The organism is Ruegeria atlantica (genome assembly GCF_013032005.1).
In the GTDB taxonomy this organism is placed as follows: Bacteria; Pseudomonadota; Alphaproteobacteria; order Rhodobacterales; family Rhodobacteraceae; genus Ruegeria; species Ruegeria atlantica_A.
The window spans coordinates 62,364-83,185 of sequence record NZ_WQBE01000011.1; the positions used below are offsets into that span (position 1 = coordinate 62,364).

General features: G+C 59.4%; 27 protein-coding genes. 11 read left to right on the forward strand and 16 right to left on the reverse strand.

Going from position 1 to position 20,822, the window contains the following annotated elements; translation table 11 throughout:
- Positions 1-102: 102 nt before the first annotated feature.
- On the forward strand, positions 103-618 hold the full coding sequence (locus GOX21_RS17450; protein ID WP_170361893.1) for a CAP domain-containing protein: 516 nt from the start codon (positions 103-105) through the stop codon (positions 616-618).
- A 68-nt stretch (positions 619-686) separates the two neighbouring features.
- Here GOX21_RS17450 and GOX21_RS17455 read toward each other — a convergent pair whose 3' ends face one another.
- From GOX21_RS17455 to GOX21_RS17485, 7 genes are all read right to left on the reverse strand, one after another.
- Positions 687-1,151: a PTS sugar transporter subunit IIA gene (locus GOX21_RS17455; protein WP_170351901.1), complete on the reverse strand. Its 465-nt coding sequence runs from the start codon at positions 1,149-1,151 to the stop codon at positions 687-689.
- 61 nt (positions 1,152-1,212) lie between these two features.
- Positions 1,213-1,776 (reverse strand): ribosome hibernation-promoting factor, HPF/YfiA family, encoded by a 564-nt coding sequence (gene hpf, locus GOX21_RS17460; protein WP_170351900.1) that lies wholly within the window; start codon positions 1,774-1,776, stop codon positions 1,213-1,215.
- 252 nt (positions 1,777-2,028) lie between these two features.
- The gene (lptB, locus tag GOX21_RS17465) at positions 2,029-2,787 is read right to left on the reverse strand and encodes an LPS export ABC transporter ATP-binding protein (protein ID WP_170351899.1); all 759 of its coding nucleotides are present in this window, start codon (positions 2,785-2,787) and stop codon (positions 2,029-2,031) included.
- The gene (locus GOX21_RS17470; RefSeq protein WP_413247494.1) at positions 2,787-3,278 is read right to left on the reverse strand and encodes an LptA/OstA family protein; all 492 of its coding nucleotides are present in this window, start codon (positions 3,276-3,278) and stop codon (positions 2,787-2,789) included. Before GOX21_RS17470 ends, lptB begins: the two co-directional genes overlap by 1 nt.
- 3 nt (positions 3,279-3,281) lie before the next feature.
- Entirely contained in the window at positions 3,282-3,863 is a 582-nt protein-coding gene (gene lptC / locus GOX21_RS17475; RefSeq protein WP_174818944.1) for an LPS export ABC transporter periplasmic protein LptC, read from the reverse strand.
- A 32-nt stretch (positions 3,864-3,895) separates the two neighbouring features.
- The gene (locus GOX21_RS17480) at positions 3,896-4,858 is read right to left on the reverse strand and encodes a KpsF/GutQ family sugar-phosphate isomerase (RefSeq protein WP_170379275.1); all 963 of its coding nucleotides are present in this window, start codon (positions 4,856-4,858) and stop codon (positions 3,896-3,898) included.
- The gene (locus GOX21_RS17485; RefSeq protein ID WP_170351896.1) at positions 4,855-5,469 is read right to left on the reverse strand and encodes a ribonuclease D; all 615 of its coding nucleotides are present in this window, start codon (positions 5,467-5,469) and stop codon (positions 4,855-4,857) included. Before GOX21_RS17485 ends, GOX21_RS17480 begins: the two co-directional genes overlap by 4 nt.
- 197 nt (positions 5,470-5,666) lie before the next feature.
- Here GOX21_RS17485 and GOX21_RS17490 point away from each other — a divergent pair, with 197 nt between their 5' ends.
- The 7 genes from GOX21_RS17490 to GOX21_RS17520 all read left to right on the forward strand — a co-directional run bounded on the left by GOX21_RS17490 (position 5,667) and on the right by GOX21_RS17520 (position 12,468).
- Complete coding sequence (locus tag GOX21_RS17490; protein ID WP_170379277.1) at positions 5,667-6,899, forward strand: MFS transporter; 1,233 nt, start codon at positions 5,667-5,669, stop codon at positions 6,897-6,899.
- A gap of 36 nt (positions 6,900-6,935) precedes the next feature.
- Positions 6,936-7,364 carry an Lrp/AsnC family transcriptional regulator gene (locus tag GOX21_RS17495; protein ID WP_170379279.1) on the forward strand — a complete coding sequence of 143 codons (429 nt, stop codon included), beginning with the start codon at positions 6,936-6,938 and terminating at the stop codon, positions 7,362-7,364.
- 73 nt (positions 7,365-7,437) lie between these two features.
- Positions 7,438-8,133: a lytic transglycosylase domain-containing protein gene (locus tag GOX21_RS17500; protein WP_254428604.1), complete on the forward strand. Its 696-nt coding sequence runs from the start codon at positions 7,438-7,440 to the stop codon at positions 8,131-8,133.
- A gap of 69 nt (positions 8,134-8,202) precedes the next feature.
- Positions 8,203-10,230, forward strand: coding sequence for a flagellar biosynthesis protein FlhA (gene flhA / locus GOX21_RS17505; protein ID WP_174818946.1), 2,028 nt, complete (start codon positions 8,203-8,205; stop codon positions 10,228-10,230).
- A complete protein-coding gene (locus GOX21_RS17510; protein WP_170379283.1) occupies positions 10,227-11,000 on the forward strand; it encodes a flagellar biosynthetic protein FliR in 774 nt (257 codons plus the stop codon). Before flhA ends, GOX21_RS17510 begins: the two co-directional genes overlap by 4 nt.
- Positions 10,997-12,085: a flagellar type III secretion system protein FlhB gene (flhB, locus tag GOX21_RS17515; RefSeq protein WP_170379285.1), complete on the forward strand. Its 1,089-nt coding sequence runs from the start codon at positions 10,997-10,999 to the stop codon at positions 12,083-12,085. Before GOX21_RS17510 ends, flhB begins: the two co-directional genes overlap by 4 nt.
- Entirely contained in the window at positions 12,082-12,468 is a 387-nt protein-coding gene (locus GOX21_RS17520; protein WP_170379287.1) for a hypothetical protein, read from the forward strand. The genes flhB and GOX21_RS17520 overlap by 4 nt, the downstream gene beginning before the upstream one ends.
- A gap of 22 nt (positions 12,469-12,490) precedes the next feature.
- Here the strand turns inward: GOX21_RS17520 and GOX21_RS17525 are convergent, their stop codons facing one another.
- The 9 genes from GOX21_RS17525 to GOX21_RS17565 are packed head-to-tail and all read right to left on the reverse strand — an operon-like array spanning position 12,491 to position 17,048.
- Positions 12,491-13,006 carry a flagellar basal body-associated protein FliL gene (locus tag GOX21_RS17525; RefSeq protein ID WP_170379289.1) on the reverse strand — a complete coding sequence of 172 codons (516 nt, stop codon included), beginning with the start codon at positions 13,004-13,006 and terminating at the stop codon, positions 12,491-12,493.
- A gap of 12 nt (positions 13,007-13,018) precedes the next feature.
- A complete protein-coding gene (gene flgH, locus GOX21_RS17530) occupies positions 13,019-13,750 on the reverse strand; it encodes a flagellar basal body L-ring protein FlgH (protein ID WP_413247495.1) in 732 nt (243 codons plus the stop codon).
- Positions 13,750-14,166: a flagellar basal body P-ring formation chaperone FlgA gene (gene flgA, locus GOX21_RS17535; protein ID WP_170379293.1), complete on the reverse strand. Its 417-nt coding sequence runs from the start codon at positions 14,164-14,166 to the stop codon at positions 13,750-13,752. Before flgA ends, flgH begins: the two co-directional genes overlap by 1 nt.
- Positions 14,166-14,951: a flagellar basal-body rod protein FlgG gene (flgG, locus tag GOX21_RS17540; protein WP_170379295.1), complete on the reverse strand. Its 786-nt coding sequence runs from the start codon at positions 14,949-14,951 to the stop codon at positions 14,166-14,168. The genes flgA and flgG overlap by 1 nt, the downstream gene beginning before the upstream one ends.
- Before the next feature lie 22 nt (positions 14,952-14,973).
- Positions 14,974-15,684 carry a flagellar hook-basal body complex protein gene (locus GOX21_RS17545; RefSeq protein ID WP_170379297.1) on the reverse strand — a complete coding sequence of 237 codons (711 nt, stop codon included), beginning with the start codon at positions 15,682-15,684 and terminating at the stop codon, positions 14,974-14,976.
- Positions 15,684-15,956: a flagellar biosynthetic protein FliQ gene (locus GOX21_RS17550; RefSeq protein ID WP_058282142.1), complete on the reverse strand. Its 273-nt coding sequence runs from the start codon at positions 15,954-15,956 to the stop codon at positions 15,684-15,686. Before GOX21_RS17550 ends, GOX21_RS17545 begins: the two co-directional genes overlap by 1 nt.
- A gap of 4 nt (positions 15,957-15,960) precedes the next feature.
- On the reverse strand, positions 15,961-16,251 hold the full coding sequence (gene fliE / locus GOX21_RS17555) for a flagellar hook-basal body complex protein FliE (protein ID WP_170351884.1): 291 nt from the start codon (positions 16,249-16,251) through the stop codon (positions 15,961-15,963).
- A gap of 11 nt (positions 16,252-16,262) precedes the next feature.
- Positions 16,263-16,649, reverse strand: a complete 387-nt coding sequence (gene flgC / locus GOX21_RS17560; RefSeq protein WP_170379299.1) for a flagellar basal body rod protein FlgC — start codon at positions 16,647-16,649, stop codon at positions 16,263-16,265.
- 12 nt (positions 16,650-16,661) lie between these two features.
- Entirely contained in the window at positions 16,662-17,048 is a 387-nt protein-coding gene (locus tag GOX21_RS17565; protein ID WP_170379388.1) for a FlgB family protein, read from the reverse strand.
- A gap of 105 nt (positions 17,049-17,153) precedes the next feature.
- Between GOX21_RS17565 and GOX21_RS17570 the strand changes: the two genes are divergently transcribed.
- From GOX21_RS17570 to GOX21_RS17580, 3 genes are all read left to right on the forward strand, one after another.
- A complete protein-coding gene (locus GOX21_RS17570) occupies positions 17,154-18,473 on the forward strand; it encodes a FliI/YscN family ATPase (protein WP_438826474.1) in 1,320 nt (439 codons plus the stop codon).
- A gap of 86 nt (positions 18,474-18,559) precedes the next feature.
- A complete protein-coding gene (locus GOX21_RS17575) occupies positions 18,560-19,396 on the forward strand; it encodes a flagellar motor protein MotB (protein WP_170351881.1) in 837 nt (278 codons plus the stop codon).
- A 97-nt stretch (positions 19,397-19,493) separates the two neighbouring features.
- Entirely contained in the window at positions 19,494-20,789 is a 1,296-nt protein-coding gene (locus tag GOX21_RS17580; RefSeq protein ID WP_170351880.1) for a flagellar hook protein FlgE, read from the forward strand.
- The last annotated feature ends 33 nt before the right edge of the window (positions 20,790-20,822 follow it).

Here is a 20,822-nt window from a genome sequence, read left to right on the forward strand (position 1 = left end):
GCAAATCAAACCGGCAGAATCACGCAGAATGGGTCCATTGTGCGTTTGCTCAAGACGGTCTGTCACGCTATGCCGTAGATTAACACAATCATCAGGTCGATCATGACGCGTATTATTTCACTACTGTTTGCCTGCTTTATTGCGCTGGCCGCATGTACACCCAGCAGCACCCCGACATATGGATCGGATGGCCGGCCGCTGCCGACCGTCTACAAAATCCGGGGCAATCCCGAAAAACTGCAGTTCCGCATGCTTGATTCGGTCAACGCACTGCGTCAGGCGCAGGGCTTGCAGTCAGTGCAGCTGAATTCGCAGCTTAATGCCGCGGCTGCCACCCACGCCAAGGACATGGCACGGCAAAACCGCCCATGGCATTTTGGGTCGGACGGATCATCGCCAATCGACCGCGCACAGCGCGTGGGCTATTTTGGCACGTTCCTGGGCGAAGCAATTTCCGAGACCTATGAAACCGAAACCGAAACGCTGGCCGCCTGGATGCAGGAACCTGGTCCGCGCTCGGTGATTTTGGACCCCAAGGCCACGCAGATGGGTTTTGCATGGCATCAGGAAGGTGGCGGGAAAATCTGGTGGACGCTGGAAATGGGCGCTGGCGGTTAACCGCAACCCCATCCAAAAAACGAAAAAGCCCCCGGAAAACCGGGGGCTTTTTTCATATCCTTAAAGGCTTAGGCCGCTTGCATAGACTGCGCTTCGGTCAAAATCGCATACAACTTGACCGGGTCCGGGTTGGCCCGCAACTTGGCGCAGACCGAAGTGTCACGCAGGGTGCGGGACACCAACGCCAGTGCTTTCAGATGATCCACCCCGGCCTCTTCTGGGGCGAACAGGGCAAAGGCGATATCGACCGGCTGGCGGTCAACCGATCCGAAATCGATCGGTTTTTCCAACATGACAAACACGCCTGAAACGTTTTCCAATTCAGCCATACGGGCATGCGGCAAAGCCACGCCATGCCCCACACCAGTCGGCCCCAGGCTTTCCCGTTCCAGCAGCCCTTCGACAACAATCTGGGCATCAAGGCCCAACGCTGCCTCAGCCACATCCGCAATTTCCTGAAACAACCGCTTCTTGCTGGAAGCGGCGGACAGTACGCGAACTGCTTCGGGCTTCAATATGCTCGAAAGCTCCATGATTACGCTCCATGGCGATGCCCCCACATTTGCAGGGGCCTGCCTTTGCTATTCTTGCCTGTTACGGATCGATCCAGCCGATATTACCGTCCTCCCGACGATAAACGACGTTCAATCCGTCCTTGTTTTCATTCCGGAACACCAGCACCGGGGCGCCGGCCAGTTCCATCTGCATGACGGCTTCACCAACACTCAGCGATGGGATCTTGGTTTCCATCTCAGCCACGATCATCGGCTGCAGAGATTCGGGTTCGGCTGCCGAGTCAGATTCGTCAGAGGCGAGGATATAGGACGACGCCCCAAAGAGTTCAACAGGCTCAGACCGATCCTTGTGGTGATCCTTCAAACGCCGCTTATACCGGCGCAGCTGTGTTTCCATCTTGTCGCAGCAACCTTCGAACGCTGCATAGATTTCAGTTGCATGAGCTTTGGCCTGCGCCGTCAGCCCCGTAGAAAGATGTACGGTGGTTTCGCATACATATTCATGCGCTGAACGGGAAAAGACGACGTTGGCATCTGTCGGACGCTGGGCATATTTGCCCACAACCTCGCCCAGTTCGGTCTGCACGTGAGTTTGCAGCGCCGCGCCGATGTCGATCTGTTTTCCGCTGATTTGGTAACGCATGTGATCTCCTTCACAATTCACACCCATTCTTACGTCACGTTACGCGACGCACGTGTTTTTATCGGGTGGGGGAAAAAGGCATATCCTGCAGTAGCCGCGCCATTTGCCCTTCCAGGAAGGGGCATCGTGATCCAGACGGAAACCGAAGAAATGCCATGACCCAATTGAGGCAAGAGACGGCGGGAGAGTCAATCAAAACAGACGTGTATATACGTGATTTCCGCCATGCAGTCGGCGCATTTCTGCGCAAGCCTATGATATACGGAAATTTTCACCCAGATAGACACGGCGGACGTTCTCATTTTCGACCACTTCGTCCGGGGTACCGGACATCAGCACCTGACCGTCATGCAGGATATAGGCGCGATCCACAATCTCCAACGTTTCCCGCACGTTGTGGTCGGTGATCAGAACCCCGATACCGCGTTTTTTCAGATCAGCGACCAGGTGGCGGATATCGCCCACGCTGATCGGGTCGACACCCGCAAAAGGTTCATCCAACAGCAGGTATTTCGGATCGGCCGCCAGACAGCGCGCAATTTCAACCCGGCGGCGTTCACCGCCCGACAAGGCCAGCGCGGGTGCCCGGCGTAGGTGTTCAATCGAAAAATCCGATAGCAGCTCTTCCAGCCGCTCTTTGCGGCGATGGGCATGGCGGACGGTGATATCCAGAACCGAGGCGATGTTGTCCTCGACGCTCATGCCGCGGAAGATCGACATCTCTTGCGGCAGATAACCGATGCCCAAACGCGCGCGGCGGTACATCGGCAAGGTCGTTACGGTCTGCCCGTCGATCGTAACCGTGCCCGCCTCAGGGAAGACCAGCCCGGCAACCGAGTAGAACGTGGTGGTTTTGCCCGACCCGTTAGGACCCAGCAGCGCCACGACCTCGGACCGGTCAAGCGTCATCGACACATCGCGGATCACGGTCTTTTTGCTATAGGATTTCCGCAGCTTTTCTATTCTGAGGCCGGATTGCCCCTCGGCCACGGTCAGTTCAGGCCGCGCCATCAATTATTGCCCTGCTGCAGGATGGTTTTGACATTGCCTGTCATCGTTGCCGTGCCAGTGGTCAGATCAGCATTCATCTGATCGCCGCTGATGGTGCTGGGCCCCTGCGTTAGCAGCACATTGCCCTTCATCACGATCACACCTGAATCAATGGTGTATTCGGCCCAGTCACCCTCGGCCGCGTCGGGCGGGCTGACCAGAACCACATCTTCGGTCGCTTCCATCCGCTCGATACCCGAGCGATCCTCATTATACAGAACCAGCACCCGTTCAGCGGTCAGGCGCATTTCCCCCTGAATGACGATCACATTGCCCACAAATTCGGCCGAGCCGTTTTCTTGATTGACGTTGAGGGTTTCCGAGGTCACTTCGACCGGCAGCGAAGGGTCAGCCTTGACCGCGCCAAACGCAACCTGAGTCTCCTGCGCCGCCGCAGAAAAAGCACCAAGTGTCAGTACAAGGCAAAGTGGAACAAATCGAAAATCGAACACAGGTTATCTTTCTGCTTTTTCAGGCTCGTATATCAGCTTCACGCCGTCTGTAAAAATAATATGGACCGGTCCGTCCTTTTTTTCCGTTCCAAAGGTCATGCCACCTGCTGAAATGTTGCCGAGAATCCCGGTGCCGTGCACCTCACCCGGCGCGTCACCGCGAATTTCATCCAGCGCGGTGTTCAGCAGATCGGTTGTGATCTCGGTGCCATCGGTCGAGGTGATGACCACATCGCCAATAAAGGTCGCGGTGTTTTTGTCGGGGCGGATCATGCCAGAGTTGGAATCCAACGTGATAACGCCGCCGCCCGAAAGGCCCAGGCGGCCCCGGAACTCGGCCGCTGTCGGGGTGGAAACTTCGGTGCCCTGCGTGGCGCGGGTTGCTTGGATCTGGACCTCTTCGCCCTTGCGCGTGGTGCCGCGGTAGTTTGGCTGCGTCACCACCTGATCGGCCAACCGTTCGTCGATATCCTGTTGGGAAAAGGGCACGGACACATTGGTTTCGATGCTGCGCGACAGCAAGAACACAGTGGACAGCATCAAGATGGCCACCAACGGCAGCACCACCTTAAAAAACTGAACCATGCGTGAATGTCCGTCCACCGCTCAGCCCCTACCTAGCCCAGACCGACGCGCAAGCAGTCGTGGATGTGCAGCAGCCCCTCGGCCTGCCCCTGTCCTTCGGGATCAACTACAAACAGCGAGGTGATCTTGCGATCGTTCATGATCGCAACCGCCTCTTCCGCCATAGCGTTTGGTGCAATGGTCATCGGGTTGCGGGTCATCACTTCTTCGGTAGTTCTGTTCAGCAACCCGTCCATGTTCCGGCGCAAGTCACCATCCGTGACGATGCCCATCAGGCGGCCCGCCTCGTCGGTCACGCCGACGACACCAAAGCTTTTCTGGCTCATGACCAGCAAGGCTTCGCTCATCGGGGTGCCAACAGGCACCACGGGCAGGTCGGCATGCATCAGATCGCGCACAGTGGACAGCTGCGCCCCCAGTTTGCCGCCGGGGTGGAAGGCGCGGAAATCCTCGGGCTGGAAGTCGCGGTATTTCATCAGCGCAATGGCTAACGCATCGCCCATCGCCAATGTCAGCGTGGTCGAGATCGAGGGCACCATGCCGAACCCGCAGGCCTCACCCAGCGACGGGATCAGCAGATGCACATCGGCCTGCTTCATCAACGTGCTTTCCGGCTTGCTGGACAGGCCGATCAGCGGAATGCCAAAGCGGCGGGTAAAGGCCAGCAGGTTTACCAGTTCCGGTGCCTCGCCCGAATTGGAAATCGCCACAACCACATCACCTTTGGAGACCATGCCCAGATCCCCATGGCTGGCCTCGGCCGGATGCACGAAATAGGCCGGTGTGCCGGTGCTGGCCAGCGTCGCGGCGATCTTGTGGCCAATATGGCCGGATTTGCCGATGCCGCTGATGATGATGCGACCCGGGGCCTGCAGGATCATCTGCACGGCTTCGGCAAAGTGCTCGTCCAGACTGTCGGCCAGCACGTCCAGCGCGCGGGCCTCGTCGGTGACGACCTGTTTGGCGGTTCTCAGAAAGGACTCGTTATCAGTCATGAGTGTGCAAAGATATCCGTTTCGGGCCAGCCTGCGAGGTCAAGTTTCGCACGCGTCGGCAAGAAGTCAAAACACGCCTGCGCCATCTCAGCACGGCCTTCGCGGGCCAAACGCCCGTCCAGCGCATCGCGTAGCTGATGCAAGTACAGAACGTCCGAGGCCGCATATTCCAGCTGAGCGTCGGTCAGGGTTTCGGCCCCCCAGTCGCTCATCTGCTGCTGCTTCGAAATATCGACACCAATCAGCTCCTGACACAGGTTCTTCAGGCCATGACGGTCGGTATAGGTGCGCACCAGACGGCTGGCGATCTTGGTGCAATAGACCGGCGCGGCCAGTGCGCCAAAGGTGTGGTACATCGCGGCAATGTCAAACCGTCCAAAATGGAATAGCTTTAACACGTGGGGGTTTTCCAACATGGCGCACAGGTTTGGTGCCTGCGTCTGGCCCTTTTCAACCTGCACGATATGGCTGTTGCCGTCGCCGCCCGACATCTGGATCACGCACAGGCGGTCGCGATGCGGGTTCAGCCCCATGGTTTCGCAATCAATGGCCACCACAGGGCCTAGGTCCAACCCGTCCGGCAGGTCGTTTTTATAAAGATGGTTCGCCACGGGGTCTTCCTTTATGCGATATCGCCCCCGAGATAGGAGGTTTGGCCCGTAAACTCAACGCCATCAATAGAATGCGACAAACATGCGCGGATTTCTTGACCCCACCTGCTTTGACACGAAAATGGATAAGGCCGCCGTGCGTCTGGCATTAAGCAGGCCCTGACGCGACGCCAATTGAAAAAAGGTCCGAACCGCCGATGCTGAGTGTCCTGCGAAACCGAACCTATCGCCATTTGCTGGGCGCTCAGGTCGTTGCGTTGACGGGCACCGGTTTGGCGACAATTGCGTTGGGGCTACTGGCTTATGATCTGGCAGGTGGCGCGGCCAGTCTGGTGTTGGGCACCGCGCTGACGATCAAGATGGTGGCTTATGTGGTCGTCGCCCCACTTGCAGCAGCCTTCGCAGAGCGGCTCGACCGCCGCCGGATGCTAGTGACGTTGGATCTGGTGCGTGCAGCGGTCGCCGTCTGCCTGCCTTTCGTGACCGAGATCTGGCAGATTTATGTGCTGATCTTTGCCCTGCAATCCGCCTCAGCCGGGTTCACCCCGGCGTTTCAGGCCACCATCCCTGACGTGCTGACCGATGAGCAGGACTATACCAAGGCGCTCTCCCTGTCGCGGCTTGCCTATGATCTTGAAGGCCTGCTCAGTCCTGCTCTGGCCGCAGCGCTTTTGCTGTTCGTCAGTTTCGACAGCCTGTTCTGGGGTACGGGCCTGGGGTTCATCGCCTCGGCACTGTTGGTGGTGTCGGTTGCCCTGCCCTCACCCAAACCGACAAGACGCCGTGGAATTTATGACCGTACGACACGCGGCATTCGTCTGTACCTGCATACACCCAGACTGCGCGGATTACTTGCCCTGACTTGGACAGCAGCGACCCTCAGCGCGATGATTATCGTCAATACGGTTGTAATTGTACGGTCCGATTTGGGCCTGTCGGAAAGCGCTGTGGCCATAGCGTTGGCCGGGTTCGGCGGCGGTTCGATGCTGGCCGCATTTGCCCTGCCCAAACTGTTAGATCGGTTCATGGACCGCACCGTTATGCTGAGCGGGGCCATTTTCGGAATCCTGGCAATTGGTCTCTCTGCCATCCTGTTCGCGGGCATGCCGATCTCTCTGATCGGTCTCGCAATACTCTGGGCCTGCATCGGGTTTGGCTATTCCGCCACGCTGACGCCTTCGGGCCGGTTGCTGACCCGCTCGACCCGATCCGAAGACCGACCAGCCGTGTTTGCCGCCCAGTTCACCCTGTCGCACGCCTGCTGGCTGGTGCTATATCCACTGACCGGCTGGATCATGACCACAACCAGCACGGCAGCAACGTTGGGTTGGATGACCCTGATCGCGGCCCCCGGGGTTATGGTGGCCCTTGTGATCTGGCCGCGTTCGGACCGGAAAGCCGTTTCAAAAGAACGTGCTGACATGTCTTGAGCCCCCCTGCCCCGGTGCATTACACCTTGGTGCATCATGGATCAGCTAGACCGTCGCATCATCGCCGCCCTGCAGCACAACGCTCGCGAATCGACCACCAAGATTGCCGCGAAGCTGGGCGTGGCCCGAACCACCGTTCATGAACGCATCAGCCGCATGGAAGAGCGTGGCGTGATCGCAGGCTATTCGGTGGTTCTGAACAGCCCCGAAGACGCCCCGCGCGTACAGGTGGTCGTGCTGCTGGAAGTGCAGCAAAAGGAAACCAAGCGTATCATCAATCGGCTTGAGGCTTACCCCGAGGTCAAGCTCTGCCTGTCGATAAATGGCGAGTTCGACCTGCTGCTATCGGCCGAGGCCCCGCGGATCGAAGATCTGGATATTCTGGTTGATGATCTGGCCAAGATCCCCGGCGTGCTGCGCACCAATACCAGCGTTGTCTTCGGCCGCCGGATTGATCGAATCTGAACGGCTGATAACCCTCTGTAAACCCTAGCAGGACTAGCTTGGCCGGGACTGATCAGAATCCCGGACCGGCAGAATGCCCCATCGTTTGATCTTTGGCCTGAGTTTGCTTGCGTTGAGTGCGGCGCAACAGGTCTTTGCCATGCCCGATGCCGGCGGGGCGGGCATTTGCGATGCAGCCGCGCGCCGCGCTGCCCAATCCCAGGGTGTACCACTGGATGTCTTACGCGCGATTGCGCGGGTGGAAACCGGGCGGTTGCGCGGCGGGCAGTTGGAACCCTGGCCCTGGACCATCAATGTCGAAGGGCAAGGATACTGGTTCACGTCCGAGTTTGAGGCGAAATCTTACGTTTTCGACATTTTCAAAGCAGGCAAGCGCAGCTTTGACATCGGCTGTTTTCAGATCAATTACCGTTGGCACGGCAAGGCATTCCGGTCCATCGACGCCATGTTCGACCCGGATGAAAACGCCACCTACGCCGCCCGGTTTCTGAATGAACTGTATGCCGAGCTTGGATCGTGGCCCGCAGCCGTTGGGGCCTATCATTCCCGCACACCATCGCTGGCCAATGCTTACTCGGGCCGGTTTCAGACCGTACTGGCACAACTGGATCAATCCTTGCCCACTGCCCCGGAACGGGCCGCGCGCGACCCGTTAACCACCGCCGCAACCCCTCTGATCCCGGTCAATCTGCCACAACCGGGTGGCGGCGCGCTGGGGTCGCTGGTTCCGCCTTCGGGCACTGCCACCGCCTTTATCTCGTTCAACTAGGAGGCATGCGTGCCCAAGATCGACGCCCGTTCCCTGTTTTCTCCGACCGTGCTGCTGGCGCTGGCGCTGATGACGGTCATCGTGATGATGATCCTGCCGATGCCCGCCTGGGTGCTGGATGTGGGGCTGGCTGCCTCGTTCGCGCTGGCGATCCTGATCTTTACGCTGACGCTGTTTATCGAACGGCCGCTGGACTTCTCGTCTTTCCCGACAATCCTTTTGGCCTCGCTGATGCTGCGGCTATCGCTAAACGTATCCTCAACCAAGCTTATCATCGGAGAGGGGCACACGGGACCCAATGCCGCTGGGGACGTGATCGAAGGTTTTGCCGATTTCGTCATGGGCGGCAGTATTTTTTTGGGGCTGGTGGTGTTCGGGGTGCTGGTGATCGTGAATTTCATGGTCATCACCAAGGGCGCCGCCCGCATGGCCGAGGTCGGAGCGCGGTTCGCCCTGGACGGCATGCCGGGAAAACAGCTCGCCATCGACAGCGACATGTCCGCCGGGGCCATCGACCACCAACAGGCTAAAGAACGCCGCGAGCGTGAGCAGCAAGAGACGACGTTTTTCGGCTCTCTCGATGGGGCGTCGAAATTTGTCAAAGGCGATGCGATAGCCGGGCTGCTGATCACGTTGCTCAACCTGGTGATGGGATTGATCATGGGTGTGATCGTCCATGGGATGCCAATCTCATCCGCGTTCGAGACCTACGCCATCCTGACCGTCGGTGACGGGCTGGTGTCGCAAATCCCGGCGGTGATCATATCGATCGCGTCAGCCCTGCTGCTGGCCCGCGGCGGTACGCAGGGGGCGACCGACAACGCAATCTTCTCGCAGCTGGGCCGACATCCGGCGGCCCTGGCAACAGTTGCCATGTTGATGGTGCTGTTTGCGCTGGTGCCCGGCCTGCCCTTTTTGCCATTCATCCTGGGGGCGGGTGTTCTGGGCTATGCGGCCTTTAACGTCCATCGCAAGCAAAAGACCGAAGCGGAAGAGGCGCTGGCCCCAACACCGCAGGAAGACACACCGGTCTCGCAAGCCATTGGCGATGTTTTGGACCTGGACGATGTGCATCTGGAGTTTGCCCCCGATCTGGTCAGCATGGTCCTCAACCCCGGCACCGGGCTGGACGCGCGCATCGCCAATATGCGGACCTATGTGGCCTCAAGCTTTGGCCTGATCCTGCCTGATATCCGCCTGACCGACCGCGCCGATCTGCCCATGGGCTCCTATGTGGTCAAGGTCCAGGGCGTCGAACAGGCGCGCGGCGTGTTGAACCCCGATCTGGTTCTGGCGCTGGTACAGGATGACCGCGACATGCTGCCCGAGGGTAATGACGTGACCGAGCCCGTCTATGGCGCCCCCGCCCGCTGGATTCTGCCCAAGGATCAAGAGGCCGCCGCGCTTAGTGGGGCCACCATCGTTTCCCCGCCCGAGATTCTGGCCACTCATCTGCTTGAGATCATCAAACAGAACTTCTCACGCCTGCTGACGCTGAAATCCGTGCGCCGCCTTTTATCCGAGATGACACGGCTCAGCGATCCGGTTCGGGCCGAGGCTAACCGCAAGCTTCTGGACGAGTTGATCCCCGACAAGGTACCGATCGACACGCTACATGCGGTGCTGCGTCTGCTGCTGGACGAACGGGTCTCGATCCGCAACATGGCGCTGATTCTGGAAAGCGTGGCCGAGGCGCGGCTGACCACCACCCAACCCGAAGGCATCTGCGAACTGGTCCGGCAGCGATTGGGTTTCCAACTGGTGGCCGAGATGAAACGCGAAGACGGATCGATCCCGCTGATCCAACTGGCCCCGGAGTGGGAGGATACCTTCACCACCTACCAGATCGACGCGCCTGCAGCGGGTCTCGACGTGGCGCTGCCGCCGAACCTGTTCAACAAGCTGGCCGATGGCGTGGTCGACAGTGTCGCGCAATCCGCCGATCACGGGCTGTTTCCGGCGTTGGTCACCTCGACCCGCCGTCGCCGTTTGCTGCGCACCATCATGCACGCGCGCGGCATAGCCAACCCGGTGCTGTCGTTCGAAGAAATCGGGCTCGAGGCGCGGCCTTCGCTGGTTGGAACGGTGCCCGCGTGATCGCGCTACCGCCCGAGCTTTTGCCCCAGCTAGGTGAGGGTTTGTGGCACCTCTTTGCCGTCCTCCTGCGTGCCTCGGCCATGGTGTCGCTGCTGCCCGCCTTTGGCGAGCGCAGCATTCCGACCCGCGTCAAATTCGGCATCGCGGCTACCTTTACCCTTATTGTGACACCAGCGATTGCCGCGCCTGTTGCCCCACCCGGCCTGTTGCCAATGGCAGGATTGGTTCTGACCGAAGTGCTGATCGGGATGGCCTTGGGTATGTCACTGCGACTGTTCGTGCTGGCCCTGCAAACGGCAGGATCGATTGCGGCGCAGGCAACATCGCTGTCGCAGATTCTGGGTCCAGCTGCTGCAGATCCCGTGCCCGCGATGGGATATCTTCTGACACTGGCTGGCCTGACACTGGCGGTTTTGCTCGGCCTGCACATCCGCGTCGCTCAGTTTCTGATCCACAGCTATACGTTGTTTCCAATGGGCACCCCAATACTAGCCCCGGACCTGTCGCAATGGGGGGTGCAGCAAATTGCGCGCAGTTTTGGGTTGGCGTTTGCGCTGGCTATACCCTTCGTGATCGCCTCGCTGATCTATAACCTTGCGCTTGGCGTCATCAACCGCGCGATGCCGCAGCTGATGGTGGCGTTTGTTGGCGCTCCGGCCATTACTTTTGCAGGCCTGTTCCTGTTGTTCGCGGGCACGCCCCTGATCTTGTCTGTCTGGTCTGATGCCTTTTTTGCCTTCATGCTTAACCCGCTTGAGGACCCGAGATGAGCGGGTCCGAAGACGACAGCGACAAGTCCTACGAGCCGACGCCGCAGAAGCTCCAGAAAGCGCGCGAAAAGGGTGAGGTTGCCAAGTCCAACGACCTGTCCGTGGTTGCCGCTTATGCCGGGTTCCTCATTGCCCTGTTCGCGGCCGGGCAATTCGGCGTGCAACATATGGGAAGCCTGTTTGTCGTGCTGATTGATCAGGCCGACACAATCGCTCCCTTGCTGGCCGACGGGCCCGCCGCAAGCCCGGTCGGTGGGATGGTCAAAACGGCGCTGTTGTCCGTCACGGTTCTGTTTGCTGTGCCCGCCGCCGCTGTTCTGCTCAGCCTGATCGCACAGCGTGCGCTGATCTTTGCGCCCAGCAAGCTGAAACCCAAACTGTCCCGCATCTCGATCATCTCGAATGCGAAGAACAAATTCGGGCGCGGCGGCCTGTTCGAATTCGCCAAGAGCTTTGTGAAACTGGTGATCTACGGCACCTGTCTGGCGCTGTTTCTGCGCTCCAACCTAAACGAGATTCTGTCCGCCAGCGCCGCTCCGGCGCGGTCATCGGTCATGCTGATGATGAATTTTCTGTTTCGCTTTCTGTTCATCGTCATCACCGTGGCGCTTGCCATCGGGGTGATCGACTATCTTTGGCAACATGCCGAGCATATTCGCAAGAATCGGATGTCGCGCAAGGAAATTCAGGACGAAACCAAGGATGCCGAAGGCGACCCGCATGTCAAACAACAACGCCGCCAGCGCGCGCAGGACATCGCCACGAACCAGATGATGTCCGACGTACCCTCGGCGGATGTGGTGATCGTCAACCCGATCCATTACGCGGTGGCCTTGAAATGGGCCCGGACGGCGGGTTCAGCGCCGGTTTGTGTGGCCAAAGGCGTGGGCGAGGTGGCCGCAGCAATCCGGGGCCGGGCAGCGGAGGCTGGTGTTCCAATTCATTCCGACCCGCCTACGGCCCGCGCCCTGCATGCCGCCGTCGAGATCGGACAGGAAATCGCGGAAGAACATTATCGCCCCGTCGCTGCTGCCATCCGATTTGCAGAGGCGATGCGCAAAAAGGCCAAAGGACAGATCAGATGAAACAAGCCGCCCTATCAGACCTGAAAAACGTTACAGAGGCCGTGTTTCAAAAAGAATACAACGCCCTACGCCCCCTGCTAGAGGCTGAAGCACGCGTGCAACAGCAATTGGCGCGGCTGGACGCGCAGGTCCGGCAATCTCGCCAACACAGCGCCGCGGCCGAGGGGTACCGGGTCACCGGCACCGATGTGTTGTGGAACGGTTGGGAGTCGGCCACGCGCCGCCAGCTGAATATGAAACTGGCGCGGATTCGGGCGCAAAAACTGTCGGCGATGGACGCGCTGCGCACGGCCTTTGGCCGCAAACAAGCCGTCACCAACCTGTCAGACGCCGAGAAAAAGGCGCACAAACGCGCCCAGCACCGGAAATCGTCACCCTACTAAACAGCGTATAACCCCGTCAGAATCAAACGTCCTGACGGTTGACGCTCATGATCAAGACCTGAAACACATCATCGCCCAAATCCTTGCGCGCTGTCTCCAGCAACGCTTTGCGCAGAACGCTCATATTGTCCGATTCAGTGAATGCGCCGTCAAAACCACCGGTATTGGCGTGATCAAACATGACCTGCAAAAACCCGTCGCGCAGCTTGGGTTCAAGCGCGTAGAAAGCTTCGGTCATGCCAGGAGTGATTTCAAGGCTCAGCGACATGGTGACCAACGCCGCGATCCGGTCCGCATCGACGACGGGCACCACAAACTGCTTGGTCAGTTTGAGGTATTCATAGTCGCTTTGCGTGTCCTTTTTCCCAGCATTGTCCTTTTTCTTGGCGGATGTCTCTTTGGGTTTTTCCGCCTTGGCCTTGGGTTTTTCCTGTTTTGCGGCCTCTTTCGGTTCACCGGAGGGCGCAAACACAACTCCGGCACCGATACCGGCCCCCAGACCGATCAGCAAGAATACGACGGGTAGAAGTTTCTTCATCACATCCGCTCCTTAATACGGCAGCACAGCATCCAGGATCTGCTGGCCATAACGCGGCTGCTGCACGTCAGTGATCTGTCCGCGCCCGCCATAAGACACGCGGGCCGAGGCGATCTTGTCATAGGTGATCTCGTTTTTGCGCGAGATATCCTGTGGTCGCACGTAGCCCGTCACCAAAAGCTCGCGCAGTTCGAAATTGACGCGCAGTTCCTGCGAGCCCGAAATCGACAGCACCCCGTTTGGCAGCACGTCGATCACGGTCGCGGCCACACGCAGCGTCAGCTTTTCCTTGCGCTTAACCGATCCTTCACCCGTGCTTTCTGAGGCGGAATCGATCTCGACCGCGTCCGCCAGCGATGCCCCTTCCGGCAGATGATCCGCCGCGCGCTGTGGCAGGCCAAACAAGCCGACGATGCCAAGGCTTTCCGAAGCAGACCGCGAGCGTTCCGTGTCGTTCGAAAACTCGGCTTTTTCGTCCAGCTCAATCACGACCGTCAGGATATCCCCCTTTTTGATCGCCCGCTGATCGCCCAATAGCGATTGTTGCCCACCGCTCCAAAGTGAGGATTTGTCGACATTGCGCTGCGGCTGGGTGTGTAAAGGCAGGCCCGGCCACAACATCGCGACATGTTCGGGGGAGTCCTCGTTCGGAGTGAAGCTTGGCGGTTTGCCCAGATGATCCAAGCGCCCGCAGGCTGACACCGCCAGAACGGCAAACAACAGAGATTTCGAAAGTTGCGACATCATTTTACCTCGATTTGGCCGTCGGGCCGGATAAGGCCCGTCACAGTGGTACGGGAGGACAGGTTCATGACCCGGATACGATCACCGGCGGCCCCACGACCCAGCGCGCGGCCTTCTGCGGTGATCGACAGCGATGTGCGGTCAAAGATCAGGACAACCAGATCGTTGCGATCCACCAGGGCCGGTGGACCCACATCGCCTTCACGGATCGGGCGTCCGGGATACAGCGCGACGCGGGCCTCTTGCCCGATCAGAAACTCAGGCGTGGTTATCGCGCCGGGCACCTGCTGGGCCTTAAGCTCCAGATCAGTCGCCGAGATGATTTCCTTGGCGCGAATAGTGCGTGTCGGCACTACGATTTCAGCCTGTACCGAGGCCGGCACCAAAAGGGCCAACATCAAAACCAGAAACCGCATCACCGCACCTGTGTGGTTGCGCCCATCATCTGGTCGACGGCGGAAATGACCTTGGCATTCATCTCATATCCCCGCTGCGCCTCGATCAGTTCGGTCACTTCGCGCACCGCATCGACCGAGCTGTCTTCAAGATACCCTTGCCGCAGCGTGCCCAGACCATCCTCACCCGGTGTGCCGACCACGGGTGCGCCTGAGGCTTCGGTTTCCTTGAAAAGATTGCTGCCAATCGCCTCAAGCCCCTTGGCGTTCGAGAAACTGGCCAGCGTCAGCTCACCCAACAGCTGCCCGTCTGCCGTGTCGTCGAAATAGGCATAAACTTCGCCCGCAGCGTTGATCGAGATCGACCGGGCATCGTCAGGAATAGTGATCTCGGGCGCGACGGCAAACCCGTCTGATGTGACGATCAACCCCTCGGCGGATCGTTTCAGGCTGCCATCGCGGGTATAGCCCGACTGACCATTGGCCAGCGTTACTTCAAGATAACCACGCCCTTCGATGGCCACGTCCAGATCGCTCCCGGTGGCCGACAATCCGCCTTGCGCCAGTTGCACCGTGACAGCCGCCGGACGCACACCCAGACCCAGTTGAATACCGGTGGGCAGAACGGTGCCGTCATTGGCGTTCACCGCCCCGGCCCGCGCCATTTGTTGATAGTGCAAATCCGCGAACTCAGCCCGGCGGGCGTTGTAGCCGGTGGTGTTCGTGTTCGCCAGGTTGTTCGAGATCGTCTCGACCCGCATCTGCTGCGCGGTCATGCCCGTAGCCGCAATTTTCAATGCTCGCATGTCAAAATCTCCTTTTCACAAATCAACGCATCAGCGCCTTGAGCGCGCCGCGCAGACGTTCGTCTTCAGTTTTCAGAAAGCTTTGGCCCAGCTCATAGGCGCGCTGGATTTCCACTAGCCGGGTCACCTGCTCGACCGCATTGACGTTGGACCCTTCGAGAAAACGCTGCAGCACCACTGGGTTTTCGACCGGGTCAATTTCGCCCTCGGCGCGGAACTGCGTGCTGCCTTCACGCACCAGCGTTTCGGGATCGGCCACACGATAGACGCCGATCTGCCCCAGCAATTGCCCCTCGATACTCAGTGTGCCATCGCTGCCAACGTCAATCGACGCAGCATCCGGCGGGATGAAAACAGGTGCGCCGTTGCTGTCCAGCACCCGGTGGCCGTCCATCGTGACCAAATCACCCTCGGCACTGGGTGAGAACGCCCCGGCCCGGGTCAGCCTGTTGCCGGATGGCGTTTCGACCATGAAAAACCCATCACCTTCGATGGCAAAATCAAACTGGCCGCCGGTTTCCGTAAGCAGGCCCTGCTGCAATGAGGTGTTGCGCGCCTCGGCCCGTGCCATGGACAGGGACGGGTTGCCCGGCAAATCGCGGACAAACTCAGAAAACACCAGACCCTGCGCGCGATATCCGGTGGTGTTGGCATTGGCGATATTATTCGCCACCAGCCGCATTTCATTCATCAGGCCCGTCTGGCGGGACAAAGTGGTATAGGCGGTATCCATCAGCGGCCTCCGGCGATCAATGGGATGAGGGTTGTGGTGAAAAACGTCACCAGCGTCTGGGTCATGAACCCCATCGAGATCCAGAACACGATGACGATGGCGATCAGCTTGGGCACGAAGGTCAGTGTCATTTCCTGTACCGAGGTCAGCGCCTGAAACAGACCCACGATCAGGCCCGACACCAGCGCCACCGCCAGGATAGGAACCGAGGTAATGACCGCAACCCACAGCGCCTGGCGCACAATGTCATAGAAGAGACCTTCGCTGAGCATCCGATCAGACCGGCATCCGCAGGATTTCCTGATACGCCTCGACCACTTTGTTGCGGACAATGACCGCCGTTTCCACGGCCAGCTCGGTCTGTGCCAGTGCCTGTACCAGAGCGTGGGGATCGGCCTGGCCGGTCATGGCGGCCTGCGACATTTGCTCGGAATGCTTCAGCGTCGCTGTAAAGTCCTGAAACGTTCTGCGCAGCCCTTGCGCCAATCCGGCGTGATCAGGATCGGCCTGCGTGGCCGGGCGAGCGACAGCGTAGTTTTGTGCCGCGGTCAGGGATCGGATATCCATTCTGGTGTCCTTTATTTTCTGAGAAGTTCCATCAAGCTCGACGACATCTGGCGTGACTGGTCGAACATCTTGAGATTGGCCTCATAGCTGCGCTGCGCCTCACGTGCGTCTGCGATTTCGATCATCAGATCGACATTCGAGCCACGGTAATGGCCGGTTTCATCCGCCATCGGGTGACCGGGGTCATAAATGCGCGAACCCTCGCGGCGATCCAGTTTGACGCGCCCGGCCTGCACCACCTCTTGTCCGTTTTTTTGCACCGTCTCAAACGGCACAGTTTTGCGGCGATAACCTGGCGTATCGGCGTTCGAGATATTCTCGGACACATGCCGCAGGCGGGCTGATTGCGCACGCAGAGCATTGGTTGAGGCGGCTAGGGAATGGGAAAAATCGCTCATGTCTTACACTCCTTATGACCGGCCAAGGCTGCTGCGCAGGATGTTCATCGAGGATTTGTAGATGGTCAGCGCGTGGTCATGCTGGCGCTTGACCTCGACCGCTTTGAACATCTCTTCCTCGACAGACACTCCATTGCCGTTTGGATCGCCCGAGGGCGCAACCTCAAACTCGGCCCAGGGCTGTGGGGCGGTGGCGCCGTTCAGATGACCCGCGCGGGTGGCGGACATCGAAACCTGACGGTCTGATTTTTCGAATGCTTTCTGAAAACCTTCGATATCGCGGGGCTGATAGCCGGGCGTATCTGCATTGGCCATGTTGCGCGCAATCACTGCCTGCCGTTGCCCGGCATGGGTTGCCATTGCGTACGCTGCCTTAAAGACGTTCAGGTCATAGAACATCGGGGCTTCTCCCTCGATCAATTTCAATCAAGGCTTAACCCCGATTCCTTTAGAAAGCGTTTGCAGAAACCCGTTGGAGAACCCACGATGTCCGATCTCGACCCGATGCTTCTGAAGTGTGAATTCGACCGTCTGTCTGCTGTGCGCCATATGGGCCGCGTTTCCGGCGTGGCACGCGGAGTCATTGAAATACAAGGGCTTGAAGGGCAGGCGCGAATCGGTGACCACCTGACATTGCGGCGTCGTAACGGCCCGAATCTGCCGGGCGAAGTGCTGCATGTCGAGGCCGACGGTATTCACATGATGCCAACCGCCGCGCCGGATGGGGTGTGCCTGGGTGACCGGGTGATTCTGGACCAGACACCCGCTTTCGCACCCGGCACGCACTGGCTGGGGCGCCTGGTCGATCCCTTTGGCAAACCGCTGGACGGGAAACCTCTGCTTTCGGGCGCACATGCGCAGGACATCATGCGCGCTCCGCCGCCCGCTGTGGCACGTAAACCGCTGGGCGTACGGATGGAGACCGGTTTAGCGATGCTCAACACGATGCTGCCCGTGGTCCAGGGTCAGCGCATCGGTCTGTTCGCCGGATCGGGCGTCGGAAAATCCACCTTGCTGGCAACGCTCGCGAAATCGATGCAGGCGGATGCCGTTGTCGTGGCACTGGTGGGCGAACGCGGGCGGGAGGTAAACGAGTTTGTCGAACATGCGTTGGGGGCAGAGGGGATGAAACGCTCGGTCGTTGTCGCGGCCACGTCCGATCAATCGGCACTTGCCCGCAGGCGTTGCGCCTGGTCGGCAATGTCGGTGGCCGAGTATCTGCGCGATCAGGGGCTGAACGTATTGTTTCTGGCCGATTCGGTGACGCGATTTGCCGAGGCGCACCGCGAAATCGCCGTTGCCATGGGCGAAGCGCCTTCGTTGCGGGGCTTCCCACCTTCGGTCACGCCGCTGATTGCCGGGTTGTGTGAACGCGCGGGTCCCGGAGCGGCGGACCAAGGTGATATCACCGCCGTGTTCAGTGTTCTGGTCGCGGGATCGGATATGGATGAACCAGTGGCCGACATCCTGCGCGGGGTTCTGGACGGGCATATCGTGCTGCGCCGCGACATTGCCGAGCGCGGGCGGTTTCCGGCGATTGACCTCAGCCGTTCGGTATCGCGCAGCCTGCCGGGGGCGGCGACCGCAGAGGAAAACCAATTGATCTCGGAAACCCGCAAACTGGTCGGCAGCTATGAACAATCCGAAGTCATGATCAAGGCCGGGCTTTATGCCGAAGGCGCAGACCCGCTGCTGGATCAGGCCGTGCGCGTGCATGAGGAACTGGACGCGTTCTTTGGCAAACCCGAGCCAGATGGAATCAAAAACAGCTTTAACCGTCTGCAACTGATCCTGCGGCGGGCCAGCGCCAACCTGCCGCGCTAGCGAAATCCGGACAGTTTTAAGTGTTAAGCCCACCTTAAGACCTGCCCGGCTACCCCTGTAGTTGGGTGATAAAAAAGGTGGTGGAGATGGGTGCGCAATCCAATGCGGCGCCAATCATCATCAAGAAGAAACGTGTGTCAGGTGGCGATGGTCACCACGGTGGCGCTTGGAAAGTTGCATATGCCGACTTTGTCACGGCCATGATGGCGTTCTTCATGTTGATGTGGCTGCTGAATGCAACGACTGAGAAACAACGCAAAGGGCTGGCGGATTATTTCTCGCCAACAATTCCGGTAAACCCGGTTTCGGGCGGGGGCGATGGGGCTTTTGGCGGGAACAACATGTTTTCCGAAGTGACCATGGTGATGGATGGCTCGGGCGCCACCAAGCGGCACCCGACGATTGCGCGGCAAGCGCGGGGGTCGATCGGCGTGAATCCCGATGGCGGCAAGGAAATGTCCGAGGACTTCTCGACGCTCGAAGCGCAACTTCTGGGGCATACCGGGGAAAGCATGGTGTCGGACAAGGTCCTCAAGCACATCGTTACGCGCGTCACTGACGAAGGTCTGGTGGTCGAGCTGTTTGATACCGAAGATCAGCCGCTGTTCGAATCGGGAACGGATGAACCGACCCCGATGATGCGGGCGCTGGCCCTGCTGGTGACGCGATCTTCGGATCTGGTGACAAATGCTGTCTCAGTCGAGGGTCACGTCAGCGCCTCGCCCGTGGTTCTGGCGCAGGACCCGTCCTGGGATGTATCGACCTCGCGCGCGCAGGTGGTACGCCAACTGCTTGAGGATAAGGGTTTTGCGGGTTCTCGGCTGGATCGCGTGACCGGTCATGCCGACCGGGAATTGAGCGATGAAAACCCGATGGCCGTGCGCAATAACCGGATCGAAATCATCTTTCTGCGCGACACCTGAACGCACAGGATAGGCCGCATTTTAACTGTTAGCGCGCTGTTAAGGGGCAGTGCGTTAGCTGTTGCCTCAACGATTGACGCAACAGAAGGGCGTGCCAATGACGATTTCCTCCTCGCTGAATGCCGGTGTGGCTTCTTTGAAGGCCAACGCCAACCGGCTGGCTACTATTTCAGACAACATCGCCAACTCATCGACCTTCGGCTACAAGCGGGTTGAGACGGATTTTCATTCGATGGTCACCTCGGGTCAGGGCGGCAGCTACTCGGCGGGTGGGGTCAGAACCACCAGCCAGCGTCTGATCGATCAGCGCGGGTCACTGGTGACGACCAACAATTCAACCGATCTGGCAGTACGCGGCCGAGGCATGCTGCCGGTGCGCCCAAGCTCGCAAATCGCGGGTGGCTCGAATGAGATGCAACTGACCACGACCGGTTCTTTCCGCACCAATGAGGAAGGGTATCTGGTCACCGAATCCGGCTTGGTCCTGCTGGGCTGGCGCGCCAACCCGGACGGTTCAATTCCCGCGGTGCCGCGGGACACCCCGGCGGCGCTCGAGCCCGTGCAGCTTAGCGTCAATCAACTGTCCGGCGCGCCGACCACACAGATGAATCTGCGTATGAACTTGCCCGCAACGGCCACCGAAGCCGGGTCGCCGGGCGACACACAACCCCTGTCGGTTGAATATTTCGACAACCTGGGCAAATCCGAAAGCGTGGATATCGAACTTGTGCCAACCGTCCCCGGGGCCGGCAGCAGCAATGAATGGACCATGGTGCTGCGCGACTCAGCCTCGGGCGGGGCGGTGATCGGGGAATACACGCTGACGTTCACCGACAGCCGCACCGCTGGCGGCACACTGGCCAGCGTCGCCACCGTATCGGGCGGGGCTTATGACCCGGCAACCGGCAGCCTTGTGGTCAACGTCGCGGGTGGCCCGATGGAGATCAATATCGGCCAGATCGGCGATGCGGACGGCATCACGCAACTGTCCGATACCTTTGCGCCCGTTTCGATCACACGCGACGGGTCGGCCGTGGGCACGATGACCAGCGTTCAGGTCGATGAAAATGGCTATGTATATGCGTTCTATGACACCGGTGTCAGCCGCCGCATGTTCCAGATCCCGCTGGCGGATGTGCCCAACCCCAATGGCCTGACCGCGCTGGACAGCCAGACTTATGCGCCATCACGGGAAAGCGGCACATATTTTCTCTGGAACGCAGGGGAAGGTCCAACAGGTGAACTTGTGTCTTTCGCGCGCGAGGAATCGACCACAGACATCGCGACCGAGCTGACTTCGCTGATCCAGACCCAACGCGCCTATTCCTCGGCTGCCACGGTGATTCAGACGGTTGATGAGATGCTGCAGGAAACCACCAACATCAAACGCTGATTTGGGTTTTGACCCGGAAAGGGGGCCTGTCTG